The organism is Hydrogenoanaerobacterium saccharovorans (assembly GCF_003814745.1).
GTDB lineage: Bacteria > Bacillota > Clostridia > Oscillospirales > Ruminococcaceae > Hydrogenoanaerobacterium > Hydrogenoanaerobacterium saccharovorans.
The window spans coordinates 1-13672 of sequence record NZ_RKRD01000004.1 but is presented as its reverse complement, the minus strand read 5'-3'; the positions used below and the strand labels follow the sequence as shown (position 1 = coordinate 13672).

6 protein-coding genes are annotated in these 13672 nt (G+C 40.8%); 1 reads left to right on the top strand and 5 read right to left on the bottom strand.

Annotation, left to right across the window (positions count from 1 at the left end; translation table 11 throughout):
- Positions 1-34: 34 nt before the first annotated feature.
- A complete protein-coding gene (locus tag EDD70_RS13620; protein ID WP_092756609.1) occupies positions 35-1627 on the bottom strand; it encodes an extracellular solute-binding protein in 1593 nt (530 codons plus the stop codon).
- A gap of 431 nt (positions 1628-2058) precedes the next feature.
- Between EDD70_RS13620 and EDD70_RS13615 the strand changes: the two genes are divergently transcribed.
- On the top strand, positions 2059-2394 hold the full coding sequence (locus tag EDD70_RS13615) for a hypothetical protein (protein WP_092756611.1): 336 nt from the start codon (positions 2059-2061) through the stop codon (positions 2392-2394).
- A gap of 565 nt (positions 2395-2959) precedes the next feature.
- Here EDD70_RS13615 and EDD70_RS13610 read toward each other — a convergent pair.
- The 4 genes from EDD70_RS13610 to EDD70_RS13590 all read right to left on the bottom strand — a co-directional run bounded on the left by EDD70_RS13610 (position 2960) and on the right by EDD70_RS13590 (position 12972).
- Positions 2960-3289 carry a hypothetical protein gene (locus tag EDD70_RS13610; RefSeq protein WP_092756613.1) on the bottom strand — a complete coding sequence of 110 codons (330 nt, stop codon included), beginning with the start codon at positions 3287-3289 and terminating at the stop codon, positions 2960-2962.
- A 660-nt stretch (positions 3290-3949) separates the two neighbouring features.
- Complete coding sequence (locus EDD70_RS13600; protein ID WP_092756615.1) at positions 3950-4153, bottom strand: hypothetical protein; 204 nt, start codon at positions 4151-4153, stop codon at positions 3950-3952.
- A gap of 282 nt (positions 4154-4435) precedes the next feature.
- A complete protein-coding gene (locus EDD70_RS13595) occupies positions 4436-10411 on the bottom strand; it encodes a beta-galactosidase small subunit-related protein (RefSeq protein WP_092756617.1) in 5976 nt (1991 codons plus the stop codon).
- The gene (locus EDD70_RS13590; protein WP_092756619.1) at positions 10357-12972 is read right to left on the bottom strand and encodes a glycoside hydrolase family 2 TIM barrel-domain containing protein; all 2616 of its coding nucleotides are present in this window, start codon (positions 12970-12972) and stop codon (positions 10357-10359) included. The genes EDD70_RS13595 and EDD70_RS13590 overlap by 55 nt, the downstream gene beginning before the upstream one ends.
- Positions 12973-13672: the final 700 nt, after the last annotated feature.

Here is a 13672-nt window from a genome sequence, read left to right as displayed (position 1 = left end):
CCCAAATAAAACCCTTTAAATTTTTAACTCTGTTTTACAGATTGCTGTTGTAAATTTCGCAGTACTTTTCAATCTGCAAATTTTTCATTTCTTGTACATAGGTGTCCCAATCTTTCTCTACGCTCTTGGCACCTGTGGTAAAGTCGTTCATCCAGCGGTCAAATGCATCTGCAAGCGGTGTTCTTAAAACGCCTGCTTCTTCTGCCTGCAAGTCGTCAAACTTGGGGGTAGGCGGCAGGGGACGGATGGAATCTTTCATCGCTGCCACTTCTTTGTTGATGCGGGCATAGTTTTCATCGTATTTTGTCATCTCTTGCTCGTTTACCCATACTTTCTGGAATGGGTCGGACCCGCAGCCGTATTTTACCTGCATGGTTTTGTAAATACCGTCGGGCGAGTTTAGAATTTCATCGCTGTAAACAATCTTGTCGCCCTCGCGGGTATAGGTTTTGCCCTCAACGCCCAGGCACCAAATATCCGCGCACTCGTCCGAGTAGAACATCTTATCAACTGTGCGCACAACCTGCTCAAAATCGGGGCGCTCGGCAGTTTTTTTCGGGAACAGAATCCCCGATGCGGTGCGGTTTTTCTCTTGATGGTGTGCACCTGCAGGGCCTGCAAGCGGGGGATACATCTGAAGCTTGATGCCCTCAACCTTGGAGCTGCCCACAACACCGCCGATTTGGTCGTAGTAAGCGTACGTTGCCATCGAGACACCCGTTGCCATCTTCTGTGCCCATTTATCGCCGTCAATTGGGTCTGCCATTTCAGGGTCGAGCAAACCTTCAGCGTACAGTTTTGCCATAAATGCGGCATATTCTTTAAATTTGTCGCTGATAGCACCGGGGAAGTACTTGCCTGTCTCATAATCCCAACTGAGTGTCCACGAGCCGGATGCAGCGTTTTTACCCAAGCTGATGCCGAACGCGGGCATCGTCATGCGGTACAGCACGCGCGGCCCAGCCAAAATGGTTAGGGGATAGGAGTTGGGGTTTTGCTCTTTATATTTTTTTAAGATATTGTATAAATCATCGTAGGTTTTTGGTGCGGGGAGGTTGTTTTTTTCAAGGAAATCTTCCCGCAGAATCAGCCCGCCGTCGTAGAACGGTTTATCGTACAAAGCAGGCAGATAATAGAATTTACCGTCTTTCAGCCGTACTTTGTCAATGTCTTCTTTCATGCCAAATTCCTCAACCTTAGCATTAAAGTTGGGGGTCCATTCGGGGTGGTCGCCAATCGGGACGATTGCACCGTTGAGCGCCAAAGATGCAATTTCACCGGTAGTCATTTTATATAAAATAACGTCAGGCGCATTGTTGCCGGTGTTGAGTGCAAGCGATACTTTGGTATCGTAGTCTGCAATTGGGATTGCCTCAATTTTCAAATCTACATTTGCTATCTTTTGAACTTCCTGAACAGACAGCCAGTCTTCTTTAAAGGGGAGCGTTGCATTGTCGGAATAATACATGGTTATTTTGATAGGGGATTCGGGCGATTGTGCACCGGAACCATCGGTCGCCGAGGTACTATCCGGGGATGCTGCATTGTTGCCGCATCCTGCGATTGCTGAACATGCGAAAGCAGTAGCGAGAATACCTGCCAAAGCTTTCTTCCATTGCATTTTCATAGTTTCTCCTCCTAATACTAAGATGGAATTTTTCATTTTCAGGGATATGAAACTGGTTCTTTTTGCAGTTGAGTGAACCATTATTTCACAAATCGATATTAGCATTAAAATAAAGTTTCGTCAACGCTGTTTCCATATTTTTGGCAGTTATAATCATGATATTTTTCTAATTTTTGGGTAATTTGTACAATGATTTATACAAAAAACAATGTTCTTGTTTATAAAATTTTATAAATAGTATTCTTTTACAATTGTTTACAATGCTCAAATAATGTGCCATACTGTATCAAGTTATTATTTGGGCGGCATGGCGAAGGTTTTTCGGCATCTTTTAAACTATATGATAATTGCGTTCACTGTATACAGAATTGCTAAAAAGCAATCGGAGCTCGTAAAAAACAATTGATAAATAGAGGGGGAGTTTCATAACTATGGGTAGTAAACCGCTGCAAAAACGCGAAGATAGTCAGCTTTTCCAATCTGTTGCGAATTTCGCTTCTTATCAACCATTCGTTGGAATGATTAATTCGGTAGTTTCTGCTTTTTTTCTTCTTCTTAGAGATAAACCATGGGGTTGGTGGATGATTGCATACACTTTTATTCCTTTTATAGGGTTTACCGCTATTTATGCCATCATTGCAATTTATGCAAAATTAAGTTACAACATAAACATTCCGTTTGTTCATAAAAAAGTTCGAAATATAATGGTTGTATTCATTTTGCTTTTTGTCGGTCTTAATATCGCACTTTGGTGGAATGCGAGCTGAAAATGAGGTAATTTTTTATGTTTTTAATAGAAGGAATTAAACTGGGAATAGTAATTTTACTATTTGTGGCTTTCACTGCTTTATTTTTCAGAGTGATTACATGGCTTTTTCTGTTTATTTCAAAAAATTTAAACCAAAGTAAAATCCGCCACCTATACGCGTATAAGTGGCGGGTTTTGGTGATTTAGAAAAGCATTTTACCTTGGTATACAAACTACCATTTATATGGTAATATATGGGTGGTGTTACCTGTACGGTAGGCGGTTCGTCCCATCCCTTTTTTTAAGAAAGGGGGGACGTTTATGGAACAACAAATATATACAGCGATTATGTTATTTATATTGTTGGAAATATTTAAAACCATAAAAAAATAACCGCCCCTAATCCCCATTAGTACGGTTATTTTTTTATAACTTTTTATTAATGGCGAACCGTCTATCGGTAACACCTTTTTTATAACTATTAAAATTATGGACAGTTTTGAAAAAACTATACCAAGCATTTTTTACATGTGTTTACTTCCATGTACATTATATTATGTTTATAATAACAAGTCAACAGTTTACTACTCTATGTTTCCTATCCTAATCTGATTTTCTAACGAAATATTAAAATCAGTAAATACTGTCTTATCCAAATTTGTACAGTACGAGCAAGTAATAACTTTAGCTTGTATAGGAATTTCATTAATTTCCATACACACTTCTTTGCCTCTTAATAAAAGAGATTCTTTGCAAACTTCTTGTTCTCGTTTACTTGCTACATCCACTGCGAAAGAGATTAGTATTTTTTCTTTAATCAATCCAAGGTTTCCCGAAAAAACACAGCCTTTGTATTTTAACTTTATTTTTTTAAAACGCGGGCAACCTACTTCTATATTTCTATCTACTTCCATTTTTCCATTACTTTCTTTCTATATATTAACATTAGTATTATTGTAACATATATTACCATTTTGTCTAATTTACTTCTTTTTAAGGTGTATCTTTCAGCATTTGAAGTGATGGTGTTCCTTAACTAGCGAATTAATTATCGCTCAAATCCCATTGTGTTTAACTGTATTGAATGAACCACTATTTTTTAAACAAACGTTTAATAGTACGATATATAACGTAATAAAAACCGATAACAAGCATCCATGTTACTAGACCATAATATATATCGCTAAGCCATTCCATTTAATAAGCACCTGCCTTCTGAGTTAATAAAGTAAATATTATCTGAAAAGTGTAGGGTGTTAAACAATTCATAATTTAGTTGTTTCATTATAATTTTCATTTAAACGACATCGTTAAGTCATATTTTTTATATCTCGTGTAAGCAAACATTCATACTACCAGTACCAGTAGGCGGTGAAAATGACGCTGAAAAACCCACATTAATGAAAGTGCTTCCAGGTGTTTATCGGGCAGATGAGGGGAAAATCTACATCAATGGAGAAAAAGCAACTTAAGGCTTGCTTTTTTCCAACATTAGCCATATAATATGAATTAGAGGCACAATTAGTGCAAAGCAGGCACAAGGTGTGAGCGCACCCTGTACCCTGTATACGGAGTCAGTCCTCCATAAACAACGGCATAAAAGCCGCACTTTGCATACTTATTATACGCCAAACAAACCCGTTTTGTAAAGCGTAATATGCAAATTGCACTTGAATTCTGGTGTTGTATGGGTTAACTCCATACAGCACTTTTTTGTTGCCTCGCGGATAAGCGATGGGGGATACTACACCCCCGAATCCTCCAAGTAGTTCCGTCAACCCCCATCCCGCTTACTCCGTCGAGGGAGAACAAACCCCGTTTTACCATTACAGGTAAAGCGGGGTTTTCGTCATGATACAGCATAATTAGTGCTACTCTATAAGCGAATGTATTCGTTAATATATTCGTTAATTTTTAATCAGCCGTACTGCAAAGCAGGGGAAGGGGGCGCAAAAGCGGTTGGTTTTGTAAACGGCAATAAAAAGAAGCGGTACAAATGTACCGCTTCTTTTTACGCTTAGGGGCTTATAAGAAAAAATTAGGAGAAGCAATTGTTAAAACTATTTGCCTGCCTTTTTACGTTTAGCCAAATAGGTGATTGCCATACCTGCCACAGCCAGAACACCTACGGTTACCCAAACAATCGTACTGCTGCTATGAGTGTTACTCATACTTGCATTTTCAGGTTGAATGAGTTTCGGCGCTGTAGAGTTCATCAAACCCGATGTTTCGGGTGCAAAACTCTCAGCAATTTTTTCTCCGCCTGTTTCAGGGTTTGTCAGGTTTGCGTTGGAATTATTGTTCTTCACGGATACTGTATCAGCTACAGCACCTGTAATTGGTTTTTCGCTGATGACATAATCGGAGCAATGGGTAATGATAAACTGCAACCAACCTTTTTCATCTGCTTTTACGTTTGAGGCAATCAGTTCCAGTCTGTTTTTAGCAGGGTTGTGGTAATACACATATACCGTTTTATTTGCGTATTTTTCCTGCTGTACTCGAATGATGGTTTTACCGGGTAAATCACCCTCATAGTTAAAGTGTAAGGTGGTAGTATCAACGCCATTGGTCAGTTTCGCAATTTCGGCATTGTTCTCATCCACAGCAATGCGTGTGTCAAAGTAAACGATGCCCGGCATGTCATTCTGCACATTTTCCGCCTTGAAGATCCACTGATACCATCCACCGTTTAATGTTACAGACTTATCTGCCTGATCCATCAGTTTTGTTAAGAAGGATGTACCAACTTGATAATTATTGCTTGTATTCAGTGTTACTTCTTTGCTGCTTGTTAGTTTATCACCGATATTGCTACCTTCGGTGAAGTTGGAAATTTCATTTTTCCCACTCTTTCCGGAACCGGAACTTGATTCCTTGATACGAAGTTTATTGATTGCATCATTCAGCATGGCAACCGCTTTTGCAACATCTTTTTCGGTTGCTTTTGCGTCTGCTAAAACTTTCTCTGCATCTTTCACTGCATTTTCAAGGTTTTTCAGGGTAGCTTGGGTGTAGTTGCCCGTCAGCTTGTCCTTTGCTTCGGAAAGTTTACTTTGCAGTTTGCTCTTGTCTACAGGCTCTGGCTGCACAGTTGCCAACGCTTTGATTGCATTATCAAGGTTTGTAACCGCTGTTGCTACTTCTTGTGCGGTTGCATCCTCATCCGCCAAAACAGCCTCTGCTTGTTTCATGCTGTCTGCAAGGTTTTTCAGAGAAGCCTCCGTGTAGTTGCCCGTCAGCTTGCCTTTAGCTTCAGCGAGTTTGCTCTGCAGCGCACTCTTGTCCACAGGCTCTGGCTGTACAGGAACCAACGCTTTGATTGCGTTATCAAGGTTTGTAACCGCGGTTGCTACTTCTTCTGCAGTTGCATCCTCATCTGCCATAACAGCCTGTGCTTGTTTAATGCTGTCTGCAAGGTTTTTCAGAGAAGCCTCGGTGTAGTTGCCCGTCAACTTGCCTTTTGCCTCGGCGAGTTTGCTTTGCAGCGCACTCTTGTCTACAGACTCTGGCTGTACAGGAACCAACGCTTTGATTGCGTTATCAAGGTTTGTAACCGCTGTTGATACTTCTTCTGCGGTTGCATCCTCATCCGCCAAAACAGCCTCTGCTTGCTTGATTCTGTCTGCAAGGTTTTTCAGCGAAGCTTCGGTATAGTTGCCCGTCAACTTGCCTTTTGCCTCGGCGAGTTTGCTTTGCAGTTCGCTCTTGTCTACAGGCTGTGGCTGTGCGGGTACCAAACCATCTAAAGCAGATTTTAATTGGGGAATAATTTCTTGATGAATCTTATTAATAGTCTCTTTTGTGTATATAGGTTTAAATTCGTCACCTATGTTTGGTTCATACCTTAAAGCGAAAATCTCTTCCGCTTTGTGCATCGCTGCCTCAACCGCATTCCAGCTATCCGATGTATAATCATCCTTGTTTTTTGCTTTACATTCACCGTAGATGGCAGGAAGTGTTTTTAAAGAAATAGTAATGTCGTACTGCGGCATCCATGTAGAAACCGCGAAGTTTCTTGCTTTAAATTCAATTTTATCTTCAAAAACATTTACATGATAACCACAACCTACGGGCAAATCTCCAAAGCTGTTATACGAAACACTTGGAACATCGATTAATGTACCATACTCCCTATGCAAAACAGAGGACGTATCAAAAGAATTATGGATATGTCCGCTGATAAAGATTACATTGGGGTATTTTTTGAGGATAGCTTTTACTGCATCGCTCTGTTCACCAAATCCACCATACTCATCGCTGTTTTTGTGGGTATCGTTGAGCGCCTGATGGTTAAAGATGAAAACAGGTTTGCCAGTGGATGCATTTTCTTTTAACTTATTTTCAAGCCAAGTAAGCTGCTTTTCAGAAATATAGGTTTTATCTTTTAATGAATTTTCTGTATTCATTACAATGAACTGATAACCATTTATTTCTTTAGAAAAATAAGTTGTATCGGCATTATCTCGATACGGGGCATTGTACTGCATATACAGCGGACGGATTGTATTCCAATATGCACCATCTGCCCAGTTGTTTCCTCTTGCATCGTGATTGCCTAAAGCGATTAAATAGTTGTTATTTGCTACTTCGGGGTTTTCTTTTAACATTTGGTAAAACGCCTTTACTTGCTCCGCTTTACCGTCTGACGTGAAGTCACCGAGAACCGTAAGCCCGCTTGAGTTTTCATCATACAGCTTGATATCATCTAATACTTTCTTAAACAAAACTGCTTTGCTATCGTCAAGATATTTGTTGTTAATATAATCTTTATTATTGTCATCATAGCTGCTGTTTTGCACGTGCGTATCTGAAATTACCTGGAAACTTAGAACTGGTTTGATGGCAGGCTCTGCTATAGGTGCCAACAAATTCATTTCTGCAGCCGAAGCATAGTCGCCTATTCCATCAGTTACAACAAAACGTACACTTTTAACCACCTGTTTTGGGAAGTTAATTACTTTCAGCTGCTTATTATTGTACCAATTGCCGTCTGCTACTTTGGTATACTCCGTTTGACCCTCTGCTTTTACATACAATTCATACGAAGTAACCGTACCGTTATGGTCCCAATAATTAGACCATTGCCGCGGCAAATAAGCAAAGCCATTTACCTCGGTTGCTTGATTCAGCTCAATGTCCACTTCTTTAGGGTCGTTCGAAACTGGGATTTTATTATTCCAGTTTGTATGCCAATAGGTCTCCTCATTGCCATCAAATGCAAAAGCGATGGGACCTTCGTTGCCGTTTTGCGGGTGAGAGTCGTCTGTATCAAACGTGTATTTCCAACGAGGGATATACCGCTCGACGTTATTGTCCGAGCCTCCGCTATGGGCAAAACGGTTCATATCAAGCCACATAACCACACTGTCGTTATCTTTTTCAACAGCATAGGAGGTTCCGCTCGTTTGTGCATCATATTGCTTTTGAATTTGCTCTTTTGTCAGCGCCGTTTTGTAAACACGTACAGCACTAAATTGGTTCTCATTGTCACGTCCGGTTTCAGAATCGTAACCAATACTGAAAAGGGTGCTCGTAGAGTTAACCAAGCCATTGCCTGTTTTATCGATACTTAACAAATGCTTGCCATCCAGATAGATGGACAGCTGACTGCCGTTGTAAGTACCAGCAACCTGATGCCAACTGCCCTCAAGCACAGTACCTGCCGGTATTGACGATGAAACGGTTGACCATTTACCGTCTGTTCCTTTAATAAAGAGTTCCAGGCTTTGTCCCTCTTTAAAATTGCCAATGCGCAAGCCCAGGCTGTTGTCGCCTTTGCTCATAAGCATATTATACGTTTTATGGTTGCTCAGCGGTTTCACCCAGGCTTCCAATGTAAATGGCTTGCTTCCATTTATTACATCCTTGAAAATATCTTTGCCATTTGCGCCCTTATCGTTGGGTATGTCCAAGTAACCTTCAAGCACTGCATTAAACTTTGTATCGCCTTTTTTCAGAACAGCTGTTTCGGGAATTTTGGGGTTAAGCTGATTCTTACTTTGATCCACAAAATAGGGTATTCTACCTTCCAAAGCCTCGGCATCACTTAAAGCAGTTGTCAAAGTGTTTTGAAGTGATGCATATTTATCGCCCAGCAAGCCCTTTTGCACTTCGGTTAGGTTGCTAAGTCTTGCTTCTAAGGCTTTGAGCTGGCTCATTTGGCTGTAGGAATAAACAAAAATATCATTGATGTCTTTTTCCAACTGATCAACCAACTGCTTATCTTTGCCTTCTTGCTCTTGTGTAGTGGATACTCTCCAAGGTTTGCTTACTTCCATTGGGTCATCGGAGTTTTTGTTATAAGGCAGCAGGGTGTACTCATAAGAGTATTCTTTGTCGTTATAAATCAGATATGGCCATAGGGTATCGGGGCCGCAGCTCGCATTACCGTTACCGCTCGATTTGTAATCTACATTCACGTAGGTTTCTTCATTTGGGGCGCCCATTTCAAACGGGTGGTTTGCGTCATCCAATTCGTCTACGGTAAAGTGCAGAGCCCCTGCCTCAACCACGCCTTTTGTTGCTATTAAAACAGCAGCGTCATGGGTTTCGTTTTCTAAAGCCATCCATTTAACGCCTGTCATGGTACCGCAGCTTTGTGTTTTTAAGAACGGATAGAATAAATCGTTCACCGTTTGTTCGAAAACACCGTTTACAGCAAAGGAGTTTCTGTCTGAGAACGACTCTACAGGGCCGTTACCGTACCACTTGACAGTCTCAAAACCTTTGGGCAAGGTCATCTTTGAGCCTATCTTCATAAACCGTCCGAACCCATTACCTTTTGCATCAACGGTCATTTTCACCGTCACCGCACCGGAACCATCAACCGTGTAAACAACCGTTTCTTTCACATTGTTGGCATTGCCAAGGTTGAGAACCGTTGTGATTTCTTTTCTGCCGTCGGACAAAGTTTTTACGTCATACCTATCTGCAGTGATATTTTTATCTGCATGCCGCCAATCCCACCCGACATTGGCATTATCATTATCAAGCTTTGCTCTCCAGAACTGCGGAACAGGACCAGAGGAAATAATGGTTTTAGCCGATGCACCTGTACCAACTGTGTAATCGTACATAGCACCTGTGGTTTTGTTTAGTTTAAAGCTGAAGTTGCTGCCTGTTACTAAAACATAATCCGCGTTTGTTTCATCCACTGTTACCGCTTTGTTTGGCGTAAATGGAACCGCTGCCACATTTGCAGGTACCGCAAATTGCTCGTGTGCAATCGAATGGCCTGCCTCTGCCCACCATGTGCCTTCCTTTAAGCTTACATTCAGGTTCAGGTAGTATTCTGCACCGGCTTTTAATTTAGCGGGCATTTCATATGGAATGTGGAATATCCTTGTTTCTTTTGCTTCCAGATCAGCGTCGTCAACTGTCCCGTTGTCGATTACTTTGCCGTCTTCAAGCAGCTCCCACTCAAAATTATATTCATTGAGGTTTGCAAAGTTGTTTTCGTTAAAAACGTAAACTCGTCTGTTTCGAATATCGTCTTCGGTTGCCGTCATCCAAAAGTTTTGGTACTGGTATTTTACCTCATATAATTCCGGCTGCGGGTCGCGGTCGGGTGAAACCAACCCGTTCACACAGAAGTTATTGTCGTTATTGGCGTCACCCCAGTCTCCGCCGTAGCCAAAGTATTTACCAGCCATCTCTTTGTTTTTGTACATTCCCGATTTTGCGTAGTCCTCAGCATAATAATCCCATACATTTTCTGAGCTGACCTGCATTTCATCGGAATAATCGAGCCACAGCAAAACATTTTGGTCGTTGGCTGTAATAGCAGGGGATGGTTTGTTTTGTGCTTGGATTTCTGCTTGGGTTAATGCTTTGGTATAAACACGCGCAATCGAAATTTCGCCGTCGAGCTTTCGGTTGTTGCTCACATCATAGCCCACGGCAAGTTGGTCATCCTGGGCTTTGATGTTGCAGTTTTCGACTGTTTTCTGGCTCAGAAGCACTCCGTCACAGTACAGCTTTAGAACCGATTTATCATATGTGTGCCAACCACTTGGTGCCAATTGTTCAGCCAATCATCTGGGAAAGATGCACTCACGCTTTTCCAGTTTCCGTCATAGATAAAGAACTCCAACCCATCGCCGGAGCTTTGCGTTTTAAGTGCCATCTGCCAATCGCCCTTTGCCAAGAACACACTGTTTTTTGCATTTGAGTTTGGTTTAACAAGTACTTCAAATGTAAACGCTTTATTGTATCCGGAAAGTGCTTGATTGTATCTGTCATTTTCTTTTCTGTCCATTATGGTGTATCCGCTGTACGATTTTGAACCCAATGCCTTCGGGTCATTGACATTTTGCAGCGAACCGCCCTGTGTAATTCCTTCGACATTTTTGCTTTTTTCGGTAATACTATATTGTGTAGGCAGATCGATATAGCGGGATTGGTCAACCCAATCCCAAACAAATGCGCCCATCATATTGGGCGATTTGCGGATAATATCCCAATATTCTTTTAAGTTCCCTACGGCATTGCCCATAGCATGAGAATATTCGCAAAGGACATAAGGCATTCTGCCGTTGCCTGTTTTTTCATTGGTTCTATTGAGGTCGGGGTACATATTGCTGTCCATATCCGTTCCGCCTTTCCAATAAAGGCCCTCTGAATGGACAGGACGGGTTAAATCGCGGTCTTTATAATACCATACCATCCGCGGGAAAATATCATATCCTTTATGTACGTCATACGACATTTCATTGCCGATGGACCACGATACCACAGAAGTTTGATTTTTTAATGTGTGGTAAGAAGTAGCAGAACGGTCTTCTATTAATAATTTGCCAAAATGATCATTAATTGTATCGTTTTGGCTCTGAAGAGCATGACACTCTGCATTTGCCTCCGCCATAACGTACATACCGTATTTGTCGCAAAGATAGTACAAATATTCGTCGTTAGCGTAGTGCGCGGTACGTATGGCGTTGATGTTAAACTGTTTCATCACTTTAACATCTTCATCCAACGTTTCTTTGGGCACATACTTGCCATAAAACGGGTCGGTATCGTGGCGGTTGGTACCTTTAAACAGTAATGGCTGCCCGTTAATGGTAATGGGTTTATAATCCTTATTCTGATCGCCTGGGTAGTTTACGTTGTAATCGCCGTCTACGCCTGTTCTGACAAATTCAATTTCGCGAAAGCCCAAAACCTGAGAGACACTCTCTATATGATTGTCGCCGCCATCATAAAGGCTTAATACCAATGTGTAAAGGTTTGGGTGCTCGGCACTCCAAAGTTTTGGTGATTTTATTAGTTTTTCTGCCTGAATAAATGCACCTGCAGTACCTTTTTCAATCGCATCAAAGCTGATTTCCATTGCATCATCAACTAAAATGTTTTGCTGCTTGTCATCAAACAACGAAACCTTTACCTTATAGCCAGTTGGATTACCACTGTCGTTCAGAACGGCAATATTTTTATCACCGCTGTCAGAAAAGTCTTTTGCAATTTCTTTTCCACTGTCAACAATGCATTTTGTATCATCAGCATTGCTGTCTGCTAAACCGCTTGTATTTATCGTACCGCTGTCGATAATATTTTTAAAATTCGCATCGTCCAGTTTAGCAAAACTTCTTAGGTTTAATGCTAGTTTCAAAGTTGCATCGGTATAGTTTTCATCTAAATCGGTAATCGCTGTGTAGTCGTTGATATGTACATCCGGGCGAGATGTCAGAAATACGTCGCGGAAAATTCCTCCGTCATAAATCATATCCTGATCTTCCAACCAAGTACCGTCGTTGAATTTATGCACTTTGACAGCCATTAAGTTTTCACCGTCAACCAAGTAATCGGTAATGTCAAACTCATGGGGGCGGTAACTATCTTCGCTGTATCCCACTTCTTTGCCGTTTACATACAAGTAATACGCCGATTCTACACCCTGAAACGAAATGTAAACCCTGCGCCCATCGGTTTTGAGGCCATCCTTTACCGTGAATGTTTTGCGGTAAAGCCCTACAGGGTTGTAATTTTCGGGTGCATAGGGCACGGATACGCCTTCTTCACCTTCCTGCCAAGGCATCTTTACATTTGTGTAAATACTGTAGTCAAAACCATCTCTTGTCCAGCTTTTAGGCAGCTGGACAGTTTTCCACTCCGGACCATTGGGGTTATACCCCGAATCCATAAATCCCGCATCCAAATAAGGCTGAGCCGCTTCAGCATTTTTTATTACGGTGAGTTTCCAATCATTGTTCTCGCCGGTAAGCAGCTGATAATAATCCGAAGCCTCTTTGTTGTAATCCAAAGCCCCTTTTCGAGCCGCTTCAATATTTTGATAAACTACTGTAGTATTTGCAGTATGAGCCGGTTCTCGGTTCACCTGAAATACCTCGCTGTTTTTAATTCCATTTTCTGTTTTACCTGTGTACTCTCGGTGGGTAAACTTTTTCTCATCTGGTGAAAAATTCTTGCGCTTAGAGAATGTTTCTATATCCGCAACCCCTCTTTGCGCTTCTGAACTCATTTCACTTTGCCGCATTGGTGTTTCGCCGCCCGTATCCAACCCAAACACCGGTATGTTGGATAATAACATGCTTATTGCCAAAATCAGTGCAATGAACCTCTTTTGCCTTACCATCCTTTTTCCTCCTCAATAAACCCTATTTATATAATAAAAGAGATGTAACAAATATTTTCAATTACATCTCTTTCATTTTTCAAGCAGCACTCAGCTACTCTGGATTTTAGTTCAGTAAGAAACAAATTAACGCATACAGAGACTCGGAAACATTTTATGCTAATTTTAACTAAATATCATAACTATCCTTATTAATTATAGAGAAGTTGCACTAAAACCGTTAGTTATTTTTTTCGGAAATTTAGTAGTTATTTTTGATTTTTCCCTAATTCATCAACCATAGTATTTGTAATTTTTTTGAATATTAGTAAAAATTTTTGATTCAATTAGTAAGTAATATCCAATAATCGATTAGAATATTTATTTTAATACAAAATTTGCAATCTCAATTTTTATTTTTAATTGTTTAATAAGTGCCTCTCATCATGCAGCAAAGGCTCTCTTATTCAATAAGAGAGCCTTTACATAATAATTATATGCCTAGACTGTAATTCATATTTAATATTGCTTTAAACAAAATATCAAAAAGACAACTGGGTACAATAAAAGTATCAGCCGTCTAAATTTATAAGATTTTTAACCCCCTCCTATTTCGCTAAACTTTTCTTTAGCGAAATTAAGCATACCGTACTATCTGCTATATAAGCCCCAGTTTAGTTTCTGCCCGCATCGAGGACAAAAAGCAGTCTGCATATATGCC